The sequence below is a fragment of the Pseudomonas sp. FFPRI_1 genome (assembly GCF_055384485.1).
In genome coordinates this window covers 4,152,473-4,170,531 of record NZ_AP029168.1, presented here as the reverse complement: position 1 = coordinate 4,170,531, position 18,059 = coordinate 4,152,473, and the positions used below count along the sequence as shown (strand labels likewise).

Here is an 18,059-nt window from a genome sequence, read left to right as displayed (position 1 = left end):
ACCGCCCGAAACCGGCTATATTCCTTCCTTTTTTCCCGGTACGTCCATGTCGTCCCTAGCGCCACTGAACCATCTGATCAAACGCTTCCAGGAGCAGACCCCGATCCGCGCCAGTTCGCTGATCATCACCTTGTACGGCGATGCCATCGAGCCCCACGGCGGCACAGTCTGGCTGGGCAGCCTGATTCAGCTGCTGGAGCCGATGGGAATCAATGAACGGCTGATCCGTACCTCGATCTTCCGCCTGAGCAAGGAGGGCTGGCTCAGCGCGGAAAAGGTCGGTCGGCGCAGCTACTACAGCCTGACCCTGACCGGTCGCCGACGTTTCGACAAAGCCTTCAAGCGGGTGTACAGCGCCGGTGTGCCGGCCTGGGACGGCGCCTGGTGCCTGGTGATGCTTTCGCAGCTGAGTCCGGAACTGCGCAAGCAGGTGCGTGAAGAGCTGGAATGGCAGGGGTTTGGCGCGATGTCGCCGGTACTGCTGGCGTGCCCGCGCAGCGACCGCGCCGAGATCAACGCCACCCTGAGTGAACTCGGGGTCCTGGAGGACACCATTGTCTTCGAGACCACCCCCCAGGACGTGCTGGGCTCCAGGGCCCTGCGCCTGCAAGTGCGCGAGAGCTGGAACATCGATGAGCTGGCGGCTCACTACAGTGAGTTCATCCAGCTGTTCCGTCCGCTCTGGCAGGCCTTGCGTGAGCAGGAGCACCTACAGCCGGCGGACTGCTTTCTGGCACGCCTGCTGCTGATCCATGAATACCGCAAGCTGCTCCTGCGCGATCCGCAGTTGCCAGACGAACTGCTGCCCGGGGATTGGGAAGGGCGGGCGGCGCGCCAGTTGTGCCGCAATATCTACCGCCTGATCCAGGCCAGGGCCGAAGAGTGGCTGGGCACCGCCCTGGAAAATGCCGATGGCCCGTTGCCGGACGTGGGCGAGAGCTACTACCGGCGTTTTGGTGGATTGAACTAGAGCAGGGCCTGGCGAATGCCTGTGCTCGATGCCGTTCAGGCGCAGGCCACGCGGGTGGCTTTGTGTCGCGGCTGAAAAAACACCCGAAACCGCCTGTATCCGAAATAGTCATTGACCGTTGAATTTGTCCTGTTCTAGGGTCGCGCAAGTCTTTCTTGCAACTAGCCGAGCTAATGTTTCAGCGGTGTTGCAGGGGGATGAATCCACGCTGGAGTCCCAGCGTCTTGCAGTAAGGAGAGCACGGCCAGACACCAGCATTCGGTCTTGCATGGACAGCAGACAGATAAGGGAAATATCAATGAAAAGAATGCGCAAACTGGCTGCAGGGATGTGCCTGGCCGGGCTGTTGTGTACAGGGGCAAATCTGGCACTTGCTTCACAATTAGTTCCGGCACTGGGGTTGGCCAATGATCAATATGCCAAGGCGCCAGGGCCCTATAAAGTATCGACCAATGCGGTGCTGAGTGACTGCCGGGGTTTGCTCGGGGTGTTGGCCAGGATCATGTTGCTGGATAACAGCCTGCAATGTAATCAATCCTTTCCCTATGGGTTTTCCAACCCGATTTCAACCAGCGTCTATTATCCGGCGAATATAAAGGAGCTGGACAAGTTGCCGGTGGTCAACTTCGTTGGCGGGATTCTTTCGAACCAGGGGCAATACACCGATTTGCTGCGGTTGTGGGCGAGTTACGGGTTTGTCGTGATCATCTCCTCGGACTTCATCAATACCGCGCCGACCATGCATGTACTGGGGGCGCTGGAGTTGAGCACCCTCAATCAGGACCCGACCTCGCCGCTGTTTGGCAAGGTCGATCTGTCGCGCACCATAGTCGCCGGGCACTCGGCAGGAGGCGGGGCTTCGATCCTGTCCTCGAGCCTGCCCCCGGAGACCTTGAAGGCCATTGATCCCCAGTTGAACTACATTGGCTCGCTGCCGATCGAGCCCGGGCCTATTGGCCTGGGCTCCACGGTGCGAACCCCGACCCTGGTGCTTACCGGGGCGGCGGACGTGGTAGTGCCAGCCTGGGCCTGGCCACGGCTGTGGCAGGGCGGGCTGATCAGGACGGTGCCGGGGTGGAGCGCCACGGCTCATAACGCCACCCATTTCAGCCCGGTCAGAAGTGTCAGGGAAAACGAGTTCGCGGGGATTACCACGGCCTGGATCTTGTATCTCGGCAAGCATGATCCGGCGGCCAAGGAGTACTTTGTCGGCAAGGATTACAAGCTCGCAAAGGATCCGCAGTTTATCCGGCTGTTACTCAATCCACTTCGGGTCCAGCGCAATGAAGTGGCTGACGATCTTCAATAAATCGATGCCTGGCCATTGTTGAGTGGCCAGGCGTGCATATATGGCAGGGGCAGGAAAGTGCACTAACTGCCCCTGCTTGCGTGCCGGCGCGAGGAATAACCATCGACCGGCTTTGGCGGGCTGGCGCTATTGATCAAAGTGCCGCTGGCGCTGTGTATTTGCAGCAGGAAAAAGCTCGGGTGTTTTGTTCATGAAATATTCTCCTTGCCGCTGGAAGTTTTGGGTTATTGGCGAGGCGCTGCAGTAAGCTGTTGAGCAGGTTATTAAGTAACTGCAATAGCAATGTCACTGCATTGTTATTTGAAGTGAATACCTTGCGTACAGCGTTATATATCGCGCTGCAATCACAAGGACCCAATAACCCATGCCCAGTCTTACACGCAGGAAGCTGTTGCAAGCGGCCGCCATCGGTTCGTTCTTTTCATCCTTGCCGGTGTCCATCCGCCAGGCCCTGGCAATACCCGCCAACAACCGCAGCGGAACCATCAAGGACGTTGAACATGTGGTGATCCTGATGCAGGAAAACCGCTCTTTCGATCATTACTTCGGCACGTTCCCCGGTGTGCGCGGTTTCAGTGACCGTTTCACCATTCCGTTGCCCGGCCAGCGCGACATCTGGGAGCAGCAGGGCAAGGGCCGCCTGGTGATGCCGTATCACCTGGACAGCAGTCGCGGCAATGCCCAGCGGGTCAGCGGTACGCCCCATTCCTGGGCCGATGCGCACTCGGCCTGGAGCGATGGGCGCATGAGCGCCTGGCCAACCCACAAGACCACGACGTCCATGGGCTACTACCGCGAGCAGGAACTGCCGTTCCAGTTCGCCCTGGCCAACACCTTCACCCTGTGTGACGCCTATCACTGTTCGGTGCATGCCGGCACCAACCCCAACCGGCTGTTTCTCTGGACTGGCAGCAATGGCCCGAGCGCAGGGCAGGTGGCCGCGGTCGTCAACGAATGGGACGGCCCAGGCGCGGTGAACGTCGGCTACACCTGGAAAACCTACCCGGAGCGCCTGGAGGAGCAGGGCGTCAGCTGGAAGGTCTATCAGCACCTGCCGGACAACTTCGGCGACAACCCCCTGGCCGGCTTTCGCCAATACCGCGCTGCCAGCGTGCAGGTGGGCAACCCGGCGCAGCCGCCGAAGGACTTCAACGCCTTTGTGCCCTACAGCGATGCCTTGAATGCCGTGGCGCCGCTGTACAAGGGCAATGGCAATACCCTGCCGGCCAGCAGCGGCAGCAACCTGGAGGCGATCATTGGCGGGTTTCGCAATGACGTGCAGGCGGGCAAGTTGCCCCAGGTCAGCTGGATTGTTGCGCCGGCCGCCTATTCCGAGCACCCCGGGCCATCGAGCCCGGTGCAGGGCGGCTGGTTCGCCCAGGAGATTCTCCAGGCGTTGACCTCCAACCCCGAGGTCTGGAGCAAGACCGTATTGCTCCTGACCTACGATGAAAACGACGGCTTCTTCGACCACGCGCCGTCGCCCTCGGCACCTTCCCAGCGCCCGGACGGCAGCTTCGCCGGCAAGTCCACCCTGGGTTTCGACAGCGAGCTGTTCAAGCATCCGGCGCCTGCCGGTTCGACCCAGCAACCGCGGCCCGATGGCGGTGTGTACGGGCCGGGGCCGCGGGTGCCGATGCTGGTGCTGTCGCCCTGGAGCCGGGGTGGCTGGGTCAATTCGCAGGTGTTCGACCACACCTCGGTGCTGCAATTTCTGGAAAAACGCTTTGGGGTCAGGGAAACCAACATCAGCCCCTGGCGGCGGGCGGTATGCGGCGACCTGACGTCGGCGTTCAACTTTGTCGACCCCAACCACGAGATCCTGCCGGCACTGCAGACTACCACCCGGCAGGCCGCCGACAGTTTGCGCCAGCGCCAGGAAAAGCTCCTGCCGGTGCCAGTACCTGCGGCCAGCCAGCAGTTGCCACCGGAGCAGAAACGCCTGTCGCGACCGTCACGGGCATTGCCGTATCGGCTGCATGTCGACAGCCGGCTCGACCCCAAGGCGCGCACCTTGACCCTGAACCTGCAGAACACCGGTGAGCAGGGAGCGGTGTTCCACGTCTATGACGCTTTGCACCTGAACGATATTCCGCGGCGCTACACCGTGGAGGCCGGCAAGGCGCTCCAGGACAGCTGGTCGGTGCTGGAGCGCTATCAACTCTGGGTGCTGGGGCCCAACGGCTTTCACCGCAGCTTTCATGGGCAGTTGCAAGGGCATCAGCCCGAACTGCTGGTGACGTCGAGCAACCATCAATTGCAACTGACCTTGAGCAATCCGGGCAGTCGTGAGCTGTCGATCAGCATCGATCGCTGTCCCTATAGCCAACAGGGGCCCTGGACCCTGGCAGTACCGGCCGGCGGGGAAGTACGTCAGGTCTTTGCCTGTGACTCTGCAGGTGGCTGGTACGACTTGACGTTGCACAGCGACGGCGGCTGGTTGCGCAGGGTTGCCGGGCGCCTGGAAACCGGCGCCCACAGCATCAGTGATCCACTGATGGGCAAGGCCTGAGCTGGCGGAGCGAGTGCTTGCGGCAAGGGCAAACCCTTGCCGTCGACAGGGCGCAACAGTACTAACAGGAGGTTTTTATAACAGGCAGGACAACTAATGCCTCAAGGCAGAAGTTATTGAGTACGAATAAATAGATAGCGTGCTTAGTTGTTGCTCAGTGAATAACGGATCACCCGTCGGGGTGATCCGTTAATAGCATCCCTTACTTGGGCATCGCCCAGGACAGCAGGGTGTAACCGTCCTGGCTGATTTCGGCCCGGGCCTGCTTGAGCAGGTCTTCCAGTTGCGCCGGATCGGAGTAGGCGCTGCTGGGAATCTGGGTGTGACCGATACGGGTGCTGGTACGGTCGATGACGGTCAGGCTCAGCTCGCCGTTACCGTCCTGTGGGGCCCAGGCCACGCATTGGAAAGGCTGGAATGCGCGGTCGGCGATCAAAAGTGCTTCGTTGATACGGAGCGGGGCGTTCATGGGGTCTTCTCTCTATGTGCCCAATCAGATGATGTGCCGTCGGTTGGGCTGACCGTTCGGCTGGATACTTGTACTGATGCACTGAGGTGGGGAGCGGGTCACATGGAAAAACAACTTTTTACAACTTCCAGGCCTGAGCCTTGTGGCAGAGCCCTTAGTTACGGGGATTTGAAAAAACAGCTGCGACAATCAGTCGCTCGGTTGGCCACTGCAGCCTGACCTTAGTTCCTTTGGTAAGCAGCGCTATAAGCAAACGATACATTCCGGTGTCAAGTTCTTGCTAATGTTACAGCCAGGTTTGCCAAACCACTGTTTCTAATAACTTTTCCCTTCCCTGGCAGCGAGGAATCTTCATGCTCGAAGCCCCCGTGCAGCGGCGCTTGCTGGTGGTCGATCCCTGCGACGATTGTCATCGTCTGTTACCGGGATTGCGCAGCATTGGTTGGGACGTCGACAGCTGTGACCTGGAATCCGCCCGCGAGCGTTCTTGCGATGTCGGCTTGCTGCGCTTGCAGCCCTTTCATCTGGAACGTCCGGAAGCGGTCAAGGACCTGATCAGCCACAGCGGCACCGAGTGGATCGCCGTGTTGAGCCAGGAAGTGTTGCGGTTGCAGAAGGTCGGTGACTTTGTCTGCGAGTGGTTCTTCGATTTTCATACCTTGCCGTTTGACGTGTCGCGGGTCCAGGTGACCCTGGGCCGAGCGTTCGGCATGGCGCGCCTGCGGGGCCAGGGGGCGATTCATGTGGACCAGCCCGAGCACGAGTTGCTCGGTGACAGTCGTTCGATCCGTGACCTGCGCAAATTGTTGAGCAAACTGGCGCCTACCGAATCGCCAGTGCTGATCCGCGGTGAAAGCGGCACGGGCAAGGAACTGGTCGCGCGGACCCTGCATCGTCAGTCACAGCGCCACGGCAAACCCTTTGTCGCGATCAATTGCGGGGCGATCCCCGAGCACTTGATCCAGTCCGAGCTCTTCGGCCATGAGAAGGGCGCCTTTACCGGTGCCCATCAACGCAAGGTCGGGCGCATCGAGGCGGCCCATGGCGGCACCTTGTTTCTTGATGAAATCGGCGACCTGCCGTTGGAGCTGCAGGCCAACCTGCTGCGTTTCCTGCAGGAAAAGCACATCGAGCGGGTCGGGGGCAGCCAACCGATTCCGGTGGATGTGCGGGTCCTCGCGGCGACCCACGTCGACCTGGAGGCCGCCATTACCAGTGGGCGTTTTCGCGAAGACCTCTATTACCGGCTGAATGTGCTGCAGGTGATCACCGCGCCGTTGCGCGAGCGCCATGGCGACCTGGGCATGCTGGCCAGCCATTTTGCGCATTTCTACAGCCAGGAAACCGGACGGCGTCCCCGTAGCTTCAGCGAGGCTGCCCTGGCCGCCATGGGCAAGCATGACTGGCCGGGCAACGTCCGTGAGCTGGCCAACCGAGTGCGCCGTGGCCTGGTACTGGCCGAAGGGCGGCAGATCCAGGCCAGTGACCTGGGGCTGCAGAGCCTGCAGCCCCAGGATGCCCCCATGGGCACCCTGGAAGATTACAAGCACCGTGCCGAACACCAGGCGCTGTGCGATGTGCTGAACCGGCACAGCGACAACCTCAGCGTCGCGGCACGGGTGCTGGGCATCTCGCGCCCGACCTTCTACCGTTTGCTGCACAAGCACCAGATCCGCTAGGGCGGGGAGAAGCGCCAAGGCCCGCTGCGATCGAGCAATCGCAGCGGGCCTTGGCGTTTGTGCGAGCGGGTTAGAAGTAGTAGGGGAATTTCAGGCTGAAGGTGAAGTCCGGTGCGTCCTGGGTCATGCCCAGGGACAGGTTGGGCACGATGGTCAGGTGGTCGGTGGCGGCAATGGTCATGCCGACGTTGAAATAGGCGGCGTTGGCATCGCTGGATTCCACTGACTGCCAGTCCTGGCCGGTGTACTTGATCTTGCTTTTTCTTTGAATCTGGTCAGACACCGAGAACGCCATGCTCATTTTTTCGTTCAGGGCAAAGGCGACGCCGGCGCCAATCTGGAAGCTGTCGCCCAGTCGCACCTTGCCGGGGATCTTCTCGCCGGCATTGGAGCTGATGTCACTGAACGATTCTTCCAGGTTGTGGGTGTAGGACAGGCTGCCGAACAGCACCGCCGGGTCGAACGTCTTGACCAGCGAGATCCCGGGGGTCACAGACCAGACGCCATTACCGGTTGGCAGGCTTTCAGGTACCACCAGATTGTTGTTGCTGGGGTCCGGCTGGATGAACTTGATACCGAAAGGATCCTTGCCGGTGGGCGCCTTGACCCGCACGCTGACTACCGCATCAGGCAGGGAGTCGGACTCGTCGAGGAACTTGTAGGCAACCCCGACGTTGACATCCCCCAGCGTCGGGTCGCGAGTAACGGTATTTTCCGAGATGGATTGGCTGCTGCCGCCGTTTGCGCCACCCGATTGATAAGTCGACTCACGATAGATGACTGGCGCGTTTATATCGAACTGCCAGCGGTTGTTGAGGTTGTAGCGAGCGGTCAGGTCGAGGGTCCAGGTATCGGACTTGATCCGATCCAGGTTGATGTTGCCCAGCAGGATCGAGTCGAGCGCCAGAAACCCGTTGAGGGTCAGTTGCCGGGTGTCGTAGCGGGCATAGGTCATGCCTGTTTCGAAGCTGAACTTGCCGCCACCAAAGAAACCGCTGGCTTCGTCATAGAGGTTGGTCACACTTTGAGCTGGGGTTGAATCATCCTTGAGCGACTGGCCATAGCTAGCACCTCCCCCGGCAGCCCCTCCGGACGCTGCCGCAGCGCCTCTGCCAGCGACTTGCTGGTTGCCTTTGAGATCGGATGGCGATTTGGCCAAGCGCTTGGGAGTTGGCGCAGCGGGTTGGTCTTCGACTTGACGAACCCGTTGTTCCAGCACTGCCAGCGCCTTCTGCTGCACTTCGTAACGTTGCTTCAGCTCCAGAAGTTCCTGTTTCAGGGTCTCTACATCCGAGGCGGGGGCGGCTTGCAGCGTCGCCGCCGGGATAAGAGTGCTCAAACATACAACTGCGCGCAGTGAAACCGATCGATACATGAAATAAACCGTCCCTTGTAAACCCCAATGGTCGGAAGGAGCGTAGTTCAGAATTTTAAATTGCGTAGTCCGTTGAGCGTGGTCAGGTTGCAGTCCAGCGCGCCTTTACTGGGGCCGTTGTTTTGCAGGACTACGTTGAGTTGGGTCAGGTTGTTGACCAGGTTGCTGTTACCCAGCAGCCGGGTGTTTTGCAGGACATTGCCCTGGGCCACTTGCTGCAAGGTGCCGCCCTGATTGCTGCTGGCCAGAATGGCCATCTGGATCCCGCCATTGATCGCTGAAACCGAGACACTGCCGGCCGCGTTGCTGCCAGTGATGGTCTGGCCATTGAGCAGGGCTTGCCCTGGCGTATTGCTCAGGGCGGGCGCCTGGTTGGCTTCGCTGACATTGATACTGACGTTGTTATAGGCGCTGTTGCCGTCACCGGCGGCTCGCACTACCTGAGTCACGCCCTGGCCTGTGCCCAGGCCGGCGCCCCCTATCACGTTGCCTGTGCCCTGGGAGGGCGGACTGCCGTTACCCGCTTGATTGACGGTGGTGACATAGAACTGCGGGGTGACGGTGGATTGTTGAATCTGCAGGCTGCTGGTGGCGCCAATCAGGTCGCCACTGGCGTTGCGCCAGGTACTGCTCATGACGATGCCGAAACTGATGATCCGTCCCGGCATCACATACCGTCCGCGCATCTGCGAGAGTTCCTGGTCCTGAACTTCGATGGGTTTGAAACCAGCATGGGCTGGAAGCGCTGCTGCCAGGCAAGCTGCAGCCAGCCAGTATGAAGTCTTCATCTGCCGCTCCCGGAGCGTCCTGCTCCCCTTTATCGTTGTGCACGCTTCTAGAAGAAGTCGCTCTGGATGAAACCGAAATCCATCAGTTCCGCGTCTTTGACCGGGTAGAAGGTGTCGAGCTTGTTCTTCGCGGTCAGCGGGGCGGGTGGGTCGAGCAAGGCATTGGCCTTGTCATAGCCTGGGCCGATGATGGCGAAGACGATGCCATTCCAGCCCTTGACGAAGTCTTCATGGGTGTAGCGCTTGTGACCCAGCACCGGGTCACCGATGTAGACCCAGTCTTTTTGCGCCCGCTGCATCACCACGAAGTGCTTGTAGCCGCGAATTTCCATCAGGACGACCACCGGAATGGTCACGGCCTCGAGCTTTTCCGGAGGAATCCGGTAGCCCCGGGCGCGCATGCCAATGCTTTCCGCGTAGCGTTTCATGTCCAGCATCGAGAACCCCTGAGTCTGAACCAGCTTCTGGTCCGAGTTCATCAGCATGCCCTTGATCACTTGTTCCTCGTTGACATCCAGCCAGTAGGCCTGGCGCAGGATGGTCGCCAGAGCCGCAGCACCACAGCTGAAGTCGGTTTTTTGTTCGACGATGTCGCTGAACTTGCGTTCACGCACGCTCTGCACTTGCTTGAAGATCAGGCCGCCGCCTGGAAGCCCGGCCACTGCCATCTGAGCTGCATGCACGGGGCCGCAAAGGCTCAACAGTAGAATGATGATCGCAGTTCGCATGATCGTTACGCCTGGTGAGACTGTGGAAAAGCCCCGTTTCCGGGGCTTTCGTTACGATTGCGACTACATGCAGGCTTTGCAGCCGGCGGCAATGGACAGCGAGTTGCTTTGTTGGTTGCCGACGCCGGCCGAGACGTTGGCGCCACCGTTGCCGGAGAAGCCGTTCATCGAGCCGGTCATGCTGGCGTTGTTGACCACTGGGTTTTTCCAGCCGTCTTTGGTCAGCACTTGCTGGGTCCAGTAGCCAGCCAGTTCGATCGTGCCTTGTTCTTTGAAGGTGAGTTTCTGATCGTCGTTGCCGTGGCCTTTGTTGTCGCCATAGCCATGGCCGCCGCCGTGATCATCGCCGCCTTCAATTTTGCCGCTGCCGGTGCCTTTGTAGGTGCCAGAGGCTACGAAGCCGCCAGTGAGGGTGTCTTTTTTGTAGGCTTGGACACCTTTGTTATCCACCACCAGGTTGGTCGAGGATTGGTTGGCCGAGGCGGCGGCGGTGGCTACGCGACCACCGGAAACGGCAATCGCCAGGTTGTTTTTCTGTTGGTTGAAGTCGCCGGAGGTGACGTTCATGCCGATGTTGCCGGAGCCGTTGTTGCCAGAGTTGTTGAGCACGGCGTTGTTTTGGGTGGAGGAGTTTTTCACGTAGTTGTTGTTGTTGACCTGGGTGGCGCTGGAGACGGCCACTGCACTGCCGAAGATGAAGGATTCATCGGCGGTGGCCAGGGCGGCGGCATTGTCTTGTTGGTTGCCGTCGCCGGCGGCGGCGTTGGCGCCCATGTTGCCGTTGGAGTTGTTCAGCGAGTTGTCAATCTTGGCGTTGTTGTTGGTGCCCTGGTTTTTCACCACGTTGGTGTTGCTGTTCTGTACGTCCAGAACGGCAGCGCCTGCGCCTGCGGTGATCTGCAGCAGGGTGTTGAGATCAGGACCCTGATTGCCGTGATCGTTGCCATGACCGCCGTTGTTGCCATGATCGTTACCACCTGCCTGAGCGGCCATTGCCATGACTGCGGCCAGGGCGAAAACCAGTGGTTTGAGAGCCATTGTGGGTTTCATGGTGTTTCTCCGGTGCTTATTAGTTGGTTAAGTGTTGGTACTTTCTAATTGCACTACGAGGGGTCAATCTGCGACCCGGATACTCAGGGTGTTAGCCATTCGGTTCCCCACCCCGGCACTCTGGTTCACCTGAATCACTCCACGGCTGCCGGTGAAGGCCTGGTCGCTGGTAACGACCTGGCGGCTGCCTTGCTGGGTGCCAGTTGCTCCTGAGTCTGGTAACAGCGCCACGTTCTGTTGTGACAGGGCGCTGTCGTCAACGCTTTGCGGATTGGCACTGATGCTGATCCGCAAGGCATTGGCCATCTGGTTGTTGGCCCCGGACGACTGGTTCACGCCCAGTGCGCCGTTGCCGTTGCTGAAAGAGTTGCCGCCGATGGTGCTGCTGGCATTGAGCGAGCGATCGGCTGGTGTTGTGAGTTTCTGGGTCACGCTGGTGCTGGCCTTGGCGTTGGTGCCAATGGCGATGGCCCGCACGTTGGTTTGCTGTTGTTGGTCGCCCGCGGCCTGGTTGATGTTGAGGTTGCCGGTGTAGGCCGAGCCGGAATTGATCAAGGTCGCGGTGTCCTGGGGCTGGCCGCCGTTATCGGCCATGGCCGAGGCGCAGCCGAGGAGGGCGAGCAGGAGCAGCGTGCGTTTCATCTCAGCGGCCTCCGATGTTGTTCAAGGGCGCCATGCCGGAGCTGATGGAGCGATTGATCGAATTGGAGATCGACGCGCCCGAGCCACCCCCGTGGCCGGCGGCCATGCCGGGCAGGCCATCGGGATTGGTCACCACGTTGAGGCCGGGGACACTAGTGTTGTTGGGCATCATGGCGCCGCGAACCAGAGACCCGCTGTTGACCCCGGCGAACTCGTTGTCGCTCATTTCGCTGTTGAGCGTGCCAGTGACCAGTCCCGAAGGATTGGCATTGACCGTAGTGGGATTGGGATCGAGATTCAGCGGGCGCCCGGCGGGGGTTGGGTGCACTTGGCGTTCAAGGACGATTTCGCCATTGCCTGCCGCCAGAACCGGAAGGCTGTACACCGCGCTGACAGCACAACCGATCAGCAACAGGTGGGTGAAGCTTTTATTCAGAGTCCCCACGGCGGTATTCCTTCTTCTCAGTGCTGGCCCTAGTCAGCGTTGCGAGGAAGAGAGCAGAAGCCGTGCCGCTTTTGAATTTCATAGCAGGTTCAAGGGGTTGCAAAAGATTTGGAGCGTAGCTGGGGGGAACTGTTTCATGGCTGAAACAAGCCCCCCCGACGGCCATTGGCCATAGCCGGCGCAAAGCTCTGGAACAGGGGTTGCTGCGGGGTTGTATCAGTGGCTTAACAGATTCTCCGGCAGCCGGCGTTAGCCAGGAAAATGGCGGCCGGATCGCCAGAGGAGTGTTTCAGGGATGGACACCGGTGGCCTTAAGGCGTGGTGCTCGGTCACGCCGACAGCAGCTGGCGGATCTGCTCGAAGGCCTGTTGCCGACGGGCTGGCCAGTCACCGCCAATGATGCGGTAAGGCTGACGGTGCTGCTGGAGCCAGAGCCGTGTGGCTTCAAAAAAGGCCTGGCGCTCGGCCAGTTGCGGCTGGCAGCGCTGGCCATCGTCGCTCCAGGCCACGTCGTCCGGCGACAGCAGCAGGTGCAGGTCGTAATGCCGGGCGAGCAATTGCGCTTCCAGCCAGGACGGGCAGTCACCGAACAGGGTCTGGCTCCAGAGCAGGTTGCTCAGCAGGTGGGTGTCGAGAATCAGCAATTCGGGCCGTTGTGCCCGAGCCTGATCCTCCCAGGCCAGTTGCCCGCGGGCAATCTCGGGGATGTCGGCCAGGCAGGTATCGCGGCGCTGCTGATCGATGAAGTGGCGCACGTACTCGCCCACCTGGATGCCACCGAAATGCGCCTGCAGTTCCGCCGCCAACCAACTCTTGCCACTGGACTCGGGCCCGGTCAGGACCACGGTCTTCACGATTGCAGCGCCGGGTCGGCGCGCCAGGCTCGCCAGCCCTGCACGGCCAGTAGGGTGAACAGGGCGTACAGCGCCGCTGTCAGGTAGAGATCCTTGTAGATGAACAGGCCGACGAAAATCACGTCCACGGCAATCCACAGCGGCCAGCACTGCACGCGCTTCTGCGCCATCCACCATTGGGCCACCAGGCTGAAACCGGTCAGGGCCGCGTCCAGCCAGGGTTGCGCAGCGTCGGTCCAGTGGGCCATGGCCGCGCCCAGCACCAGGCTGCCCAGGGCCCCAAGGCCCAATCCCTGGAGCAGCGCCGGGATTTGCAACTGGCTGACCGGACGCCCCTGATGCTGCTCTCCGCCCCGGGTCCACTGCCACCAGCCATAGAGTTGCAGCACGGCGTAGACCACCTGCAGCAGCATGTCGGAGTAGAGCTTGACCTCGTAGAAGATCCAGCTGTAGAGCAGCACCATCACCAGGCCGATGGGCCAGCACCAGGGGTTCTGCCTGACCGTCAGCCAGACGGCGATGACGCCGAGGGCAGCGGCAAACAGTTCAAGCCCGGACATGGCGGTTCCTTGGGGGAAGTGGAGAAGGGGGCGGATTGTACCCAGACTGGGCGCCGCACGTCAGGGCCTGCCCGAAAACTGCCGGGCTGGTGCTCGGCGGGTTTTCGGGCGGTTGCGGGGCTCAGACGCGAAATTGCCGGAGCAGGCCGTTGAGCTGTTCGGAGAGTTCCTTGAGATGCCGGCTGGCGGCGCTGGAATGCTGGGCGGCCAAGGCCGTGCCCTGGGACAGGCCGGCAGCCTGGCCGACGTTGTGGTTGATGTCTTCGACCACATGGGCTTGCTGCAGGGTGGCACTGGCAATCGAGGCATTCAGGCCGTTGAGGGTGCGCAGGGCCTGGCCGATGGCACTCAGGCTGGCGCCGGCCAGCCCGGCTTGCTCGATGGTCAGTTGCGAGGCCCGGCTGCTGTCGCCGATGACCTTGACTGCCGCTTCCGAGTGGTTCTGCAGGCGTTCGATCATGCCCTGGATTTCCGCCGTGGACTGCTGGGTGCGCTGGGCCAGCAGGCGTACCTCATCGGCGACCACGGCAAAGCCGCGTCCCTGCTCGCCAGCCCGGGCGGCCTCGATGGCCGCATTCAGGGCCAGCAGGTTGGTCTGTTCGGCAATTGAGCGGATCACCTCCAGCACGCTGCCGATCTGGGTGCTTTCCGCCGCCAGGGTGCGGATCACCTCCACGGCCTGGTCGATGGTCCCCGACAGTTGATCGATCTGTTGCAGGCTGCCGTCGATATTGACCTGGCCCTGCTGGGCCTGGGCCTCGGCTTCACGCACTTCTTCGGCGGCATGCTCGGCGTTCTTCGCCACGTCCTGGACGCCGGTGTTGACCTGGCTGATGGCCGCGGCCACCTGTTCCATCTGCTGGGATTGCTGCTGGCTGCGTTCCTGGGCCTCGGCAGCGTTGCTGCCCAGTTCGCTGGAAGACTGCTCCAGGGCTCCGGCGCTGTCCTGCAACTGCATGACCACCCGACGCAGCTTGGCGCTGAAGCCATTGAAGTGCCGGGCCAGCTCGGTGACTTCATCCTGGCCGTGGGTATCCAGGCTGCGGGTCAGGTCGCTCTCGCCGCTGGCGATGTTGGCCATGGCGTGCACCGTCTCGCGCAGCGGATTGACGATGCTGCGCAGGATCAGCACCACCAGCGCCGTCATCAGCAGGGCGATCACCAGGCCAATGGTAGAGGCCCGCAGTACCTGGGCGCGGAATTCCTGCTGCAGGTCATCGATGTAGACCCAGGAGCCGATGATCCAGCCCCAGGGCTGGAACAGCTGGATATAGGAGGTCTTCTGCACCGGCTGCTCGGCCCCGGGTTTGGGCCAGCGGTAGTCGACCATGCCAGCGCCCTTGGCCTTGGCCAGGCTGACCATCTCGTTGAACACCTCGAAGCCGTCCGGATCCTTGATCGCGGCCAGGTTCTGCCCATCGAGCTTGGGGTTGGCCGGGTGCATGATCATCACTGGCGTCAGGTCGTTGATCCAGAAGTAGTCGTTCTGGTTGTAGCGCAGCCCGCGAATCGCCAGCAGCGCCTGCTGTTGCGCCTGCTCGCGGCTCAGGCTGCCGGCCGCTTCCAGGCCGTGGTAATAGTCCAGTACGCCGGCGGCAGTCTGCACCACATGCTGGGTTTTCTGCGCCTTGGCCTGGTACAGGTCGCTGTGGGTCTGCTTGAGCATCATCAGGCCCAGGGCCACCAGGGTCAGTACCGCGACGACCAGAATCAGCCACAGGCGCTGACTGATGGAGATCTTGCGTAAGCTGTTTATCATCCGGTCACTCCAGATTCTTGTTCTTGTCATAAAAGGCCGCGAGCATCCAAGCATGCCTGCCCCTTAGCGCCAACCCTACGGAAGTCCAATAACATCGCGGCGCATTTTGCGCCTGTCTGTTAGGATTTCGGCGCCTTGAGGCAAAACCTGAACATTTCTGCAGTTTTCACAGAATTTTCATGGGTTTGTGTTGATCTTACGGGCGCCGAATTCTCGGCTACGCTCGTCTCGCAGTGAACGTCTTGAATACTTAGAAGAAGAGGCATGCCAAGCGCATCGCCTCATGGGGGATTGATGGATCTTTGGACCGCCGCGCAGGCATTGATACTCGGGATCGTCGAAGGCCTGACCGAGTTTTTACCCATCAGCAGCACCGGGCACCAGATCATCGTGGCCGACCTGCTCGACTTCGGTGGTGAGCGGGCGATGGCCTTCAACATCATCATCCAGTTGGGGGCCATCCTGGCGGTGGTCTGGGAGTTCCGGGGCAAGATCCTCGATGTGGTGCTGGGTTTGCCGACCCAGCCCAAGGCCCGACGCTTTACCGTCAACCTGCTGATCGCCTTCTTTCCGGCGGTGGTGCTGGGGGTGATCTTCGCCGACCTGATCCACGCCTACCTGTTCAATCCCATCACCGTCGCCACGGCCCTGGTGATTGGCGGCATCATCATGCTCTGGGCCGAGCGCCGGCAGCATCAGGTGCACGCCGAGAACGTCGACCAGATCACCTGGAAGGATGCCCTGAAGATCGGTTGCGCCCAGTGCCTGGCGATGATCCCGGGTACTTCGCGCTCAGGCTCGACCATTATTGGCGGGCTGCTGTTCGGCCTGTCACGCAAGACCGCCACCGAGTTTTCGTTCTTCCTGGCCATGCCGACCATGGTCGGAGCGGCCGTGTATTCGGGCTACAAATACCGTCACCTGTTCCAGCCTGATGATTTCCCGGTGTTCGCCATCGGTTTCATCACCGCGTTCATCTTCGCCATGATCGCGGTCAAGGGCTTGCTGAAGTTCATTGCCAGCCACAGCTATGCAGCGTTCGCCTGGTATCGCATCGCCTTCGGCCTGCTGATCCTGGCGACCTGGCAGTTCGGCTGGGTCGACTGGGCGGCGGCCAAAGCGTGAAGGCGGCACGCAACGAACAGGGCGCCAGCCGCGGCGCACGTATTCAGAATCCGCGCGCCAAGCTGCTGGTGTTCGCAGTGCTTTGCGCGTTGCCGCTGTACGGTTCGCTGTCCTTGTGGTGGCAGGGAGAGTCGATCCTGCCCCTGGCGATCTACGCTGCGGTCAGCCTGCTGACCTTTATTGTGTATTGGCACGACAAGCGCCGCGCCCAGGCGCAGGGCCCGCGCACCCCAGAGAATGTCCTGCATGCGCTGGAGCTGGCTGGCGGCTGGCCCGGCGCTTTGCTGGCCCAGCAACTGCTGCGCCACAAGACCCGCAAGGTTTCCTACCAGACGCTGTTCTGGCTGATCGTGGCCCTGCACCAGGTGTTCTGGATCGACCGCCTGTTTGTGCAAAGCCAGCTGCCGAGCCTGTTCTAGAGCAGCAGGGCAACCTGTACCCGCTTGGGCAGCTTGCTCACCACCAATTGGTGGGAGCGCCGCAGCAGTTGCTCAAGCTCTGCTGCATCCAGCGGGTAGGGGCTGGACATGATGATCCAGTGCGCCCGGGCCAGGTAGGGCGCGGGGGCAATGCCCGGGCGGTCGACATGGCCGAGAAACAGTTCCTGGTCGACCTTGAATGCCAGGGAGTCGCCCCGCAGGTTCTGTACGGCGAACATCTTGTTGCCGGCAATCGAAAACACCCGCACGCCACCCCACTTGTAGTCTTCCCGCGCGCCCGGCAGGGCCAGGCAGAATTGCGCCACTTGTTGTTCATCCAGGGTTCGGGCTTTCACAGCAGTCGTTCTCCGCAGCTCTCGAAGGATTCGCTCAGGTGCTCGAGCCAGGCCCGTACGGCCGGCAGGACACCCCGTCGGTGAGGATACACCGCTTGCAGCCAGCCGCCGGGCAACGACCATTGCGGCAGCAGCTGGACCAGCTGGCCGCTGGCCAGTTCTTCTTCGCAATACAGCATTGGCAATACCGTACAGCCCAGGCCTGCGAGGGCGCAGGCGCGACGGACAATGAAGTCGTCGATTCCCAGGCGTGCCTCCAGGGCCAGGTCGCAGGTATTGCCCTGTTGATCCAGCAGGCGCAGGTGCAGCAGGCGATCGGCCTCCAGGGCACCGAGCAATGGCAGGCGCCGCAAGTCTTCGGGATGCTCCACCGGGTGCTCGCGGACAAAGGCCGGGGTGGCGACCATCACGGTCTGCGCCGGTCGCAGGCGGCGGGTGACCAGCAGCGGGTCCTCATCACCGTGCTCGCGCACGCGCAAGGCTACATCGACGCCTTCATTGACCAGATCGACGCGGCGGTTGAGCAGCAACATCTCCAGTTGCACCTGAGGGTACTTTTCCAAGAAGCGCGCCACCAGCGGCGTCAGTAATTCATGGGCCAGGCCCACCGGGCTCGACACCCGCAGGCGCCCGCGGGGTTCGCTGGCCATGGCGGCCACGGCTTCGTCGGCCATTTCCGCGGCCAGCAGCATGGCCTGGCAATGACTCAGGTAGCGTTCGCCCACCGCGGTCAGTTTCAACTGCCGGGTGGTGCGTTGCAGCAAGCGGGCGTTGAGGCGCTCTTCGAGTTCGGCGATGCGCCTTGAAAGGCGCGACTTGGGAATGCCCAGCAGACGCCCGGCAGCGGCAAAGCCGCCGGCTTCCACTACCTTGGCGAAGTAATAGAGATCGTTGAGGTCTTGCATGAGGAGGGCTCTACTGTCCTGCTGATGGGACGAACTATCGCATTTTTGCTGACTAATCAGCCATTGATTTCATCTGTAGGATTGCCAACATCTGATCGCCCAGTGGCGGTCCTC

At 61.2% G+C, this 18,059-nt stretch carries 18 protein-coding genes; 6 read left to right on the top strand and 12 right to left on the bottom strand.

From position 1 onward, the window contains the following. The first annotated feature begins 46 nt into the window (after window positions 1-46). The 3 genes from paaX to ACZ5BO_RS18475 all read left to right on the top strand — a co-directional run bounded on the left by paaX (window position 47) and on the right by ACZ5BO_RS18475 (window position 4,791). Entirely contained in the window at window positions 47-970 is a 924-nt protein-coding gene (gene paaX / locus ACZ5BO_RS18485; protein WP_464696028.1) for a phenylacetic acid degradation operon negative regulatory protein PaaX, read from the top strand. A gap of 268 nt (window positions 971-1,238) precedes the next feature. Continuing rightward, complete coding sequence (locus ACZ5BO_RS18480) at window positions 1,239-2,279, top strand: poly(ethylene terephthalate) hydrolase family protein (RefSeq protein ID WP_371261284.1); 1,041 nt, start codon at window positions 1,239-1,241, stop codon at window positions 2,277-2,279. Window positions 2,280-2,643: 364 nt separating this feature from the next. Next, a complete protein-coding gene (locus ACZ5BO_RS18475; protein WP_464696027.1) occupies window positions 2,644-4,791 on the top strand; it encodes a phosphocholine-specific phospholipase C in 2,148 nt (715 codons plus the stop codon). A gap of 202 nt (window positions 4,792-4,993) precedes the next feature. Here the strand turns inward: ACZ5BO_RS18475 and ACZ5BO_RS18470 are convergent, their stop codons facing one another. Further along, complete coding sequence (locus ACZ5BO_RS18470) at window positions 4,994-5,260, bottom strand: hypothetical protein (protein WP_025127416.1); 267 nt, start codon at window positions 5,258-5,260, stop codon at window positions 4,994-4,996. A 353-nt stretch (window positions 5,261-5,613) separates the two neighbouring features. On the opposite strand from ACZ5BO_RS18470, the gene ACZ5BO_RS18465 reads away from it, so the two are divergent. Continuing rightward, window positions 5,614-6,939, top strand: coding sequence for a sigma-54 dependent transcriptional regulator (locus ACZ5BO_RS18465; protein WP_464696026.1), 1,326 nt, complete (start codon window positions 5,614-5,616; stop codon window positions 6,937-6,939). Window positions 6,940-7,009: 70 nt separating this feature from the next. Here ACZ5BO_RS18465 and ACZ5BO_RS18460 read toward each other — a convergent pair whose 3' ends face one another. The 9 genes from ACZ5BO_RS18460 to ACZ5BO_RS18420 form a co-directional block, all read right to left on the bottom strand. Then, on the bottom strand, window positions 7,010-8,314 hold the full coding sequence (locus tag ACZ5BO_RS18460) for a hypothetical protein (protein WP_025127414.1): 1,305 nt from the start codon (window positions 8,312-8,314) through the stop codon (window positions 7,010-7,012). 47 nt (window positions 8,315-8,361) lie between these two features. Continuing rightward, window positions 8,362-9,102 (bottom strand): hypothetical protein, encoded by a 741-nt coding sequence (locus ACZ5BO_RS18455; RefSeq protein WP_025127413.1) that lies wholly within the window; start codon window positions 9,100-9,102, stop codon window positions 8,362-8,364. Between the two features lie 47 nt (window positions 9,103-9,149). Continuing rightward, on the bottom strand, window positions 9,150-9,830 hold the full coding sequence (locus tag ACZ5BO_RS18450; RefSeq protein ID WP_464696025.1) for a C39 family peptidase: 681 nt from the start codon (window positions 9,828-9,830) through the stop codon (window positions 9,150-9,152). 63 nt (window positions 9,831-9,893) lie between these two features. Further along, the gene (locus ACZ5BO_RS18445) at window positions 9,894-10,880 is read right to left on the bottom strand and encodes a heme utilization protein (RefSeq protein WP_464696023.1); all 987 of its coding nucleotides are present in this window, start codon (window positions 10,878-10,880) and stop codon (window positions 9,894-9,896) included. Window positions 10,881-10,943: 63 nt separating this feature from the next. Further along, window positions 10,944-11,522 (bottom strand): adhesin, encoded by a 579-nt coding sequence (locus tag ACZ5BO_RS18440; RefSeq protein ID WP_464696022.1) that lies wholly within the window; start codon window positions 11,520-11,522, stop codon window positions 10,944-10,946. Between the two features lies 1 nt (window position 11,523). Then, complete coding sequence (locus ACZ5BO_RS18435; protein ID WP_464696021.1) at window positions 11,524-11,967, bottom strand: hypothetical protein; 444 nt, start codon at window positions 11,965-11,967, stop codon at window positions 11,524-11,526. 329 nt (window positions 11,968-12,296) lie between these two features. Beyond that, entirely contained in the window at window positions 12,297-12,821 is a 525-nt protein-coding gene (locus ACZ5BO_RS18430; RefSeq protein WP_464696020.1) for an AAA family ATPase, read from the bottom strand. Next, entirely contained in the window at window positions 12,818-13,381 is a 564-nt protein-coding gene (gene pnuC, locus ACZ5BO_RS18425; protein ID WP_025127407.1) for a nicotinamide riboside transporter PnuC, read from the bottom strand. The genes ACZ5BO_RS18430 and pnuC overlap by 4 nt, the downstream gene beginning before the upstream one ends. Before the next feature lie 121 nt (window positions 13,382-13,502). Then, a complete protein-coding gene (locus tag ACZ5BO_RS18420) occupies window positions 13,503-15,137 on the bottom strand; it encodes a methyl-accepting chemotaxis protein (RefSeq protein WP_464701318.1) in 1,635 nt (544 codons plus the stop codon). A gap of 297 nt (window positions 15,138-15,434) precedes the next feature. Between ACZ5BO_RS18420 and ACZ5BO_RS18415 the strand changes: the two genes are divergently transcribed. Next, window positions 15,435-16,265: an undecaprenyl-diphosphate phosphatase gene (locus ACZ5BO_RS18415; RefSeq protein WP_025127405.1), complete on the top strand. Its 831-nt coding sequence runs from the start codon at window positions 15,435-15,437 to the stop codon at window positions 16,263-16,265. Beyond that, complete coding sequence (locus ACZ5BO_RS18410; RefSeq protein WP_464696019.1) at window positions 16,262-16,684, top strand: DUF1294 domain-containing protein; 423 nt, start codon at window positions 16,262-16,264, stop codon at window positions 16,682-16,684. Before ACZ5BO_RS18415 ends, ACZ5BO_RS18410 begins: the two co-directional genes overlap by 4 nt. On the opposite strand, the gene ACZ5BO_RS18405 is transcribed toward ACZ5BO_RS18410, so the two are convergent. Together ACZ5BO_RS18405 and ACZ5BO_RS18400 are read right to left on the bottom strand one after the other, a co-directional pair. Continuing rightward, window positions 16,681-17,025: an MmcQ/YjbR family DNA-binding protein gene (locus ACZ5BO_RS18405; protein ID WP_025127403.1), complete on the bottom strand. Its 345-nt coding sequence runs from the start codon at window positions 17,023-17,025 to the stop codon at window positions 16,681-16,683. The genes ACZ5BO_RS18410 and ACZ5BO_RS18405 overlap by 4 nt on opposite strands. A gap of 11 nt (window positions 17,026-17,036) precedes the next feature. Next, on the bottom strand, window positions 17,037-17,945 hold the full coding sequence (locus tag ACZ5BO_RS18400; protein ID WP_464696018.1) for a LysR substrate-binding domain-containing protein: 909 nt from the start codon (window positions 17,943-17,945) through the stop codon (window positions 17,037-17,039). Between the last annotated feature and the right edge of the window lie 114 nt (window positions 17,946-18,059).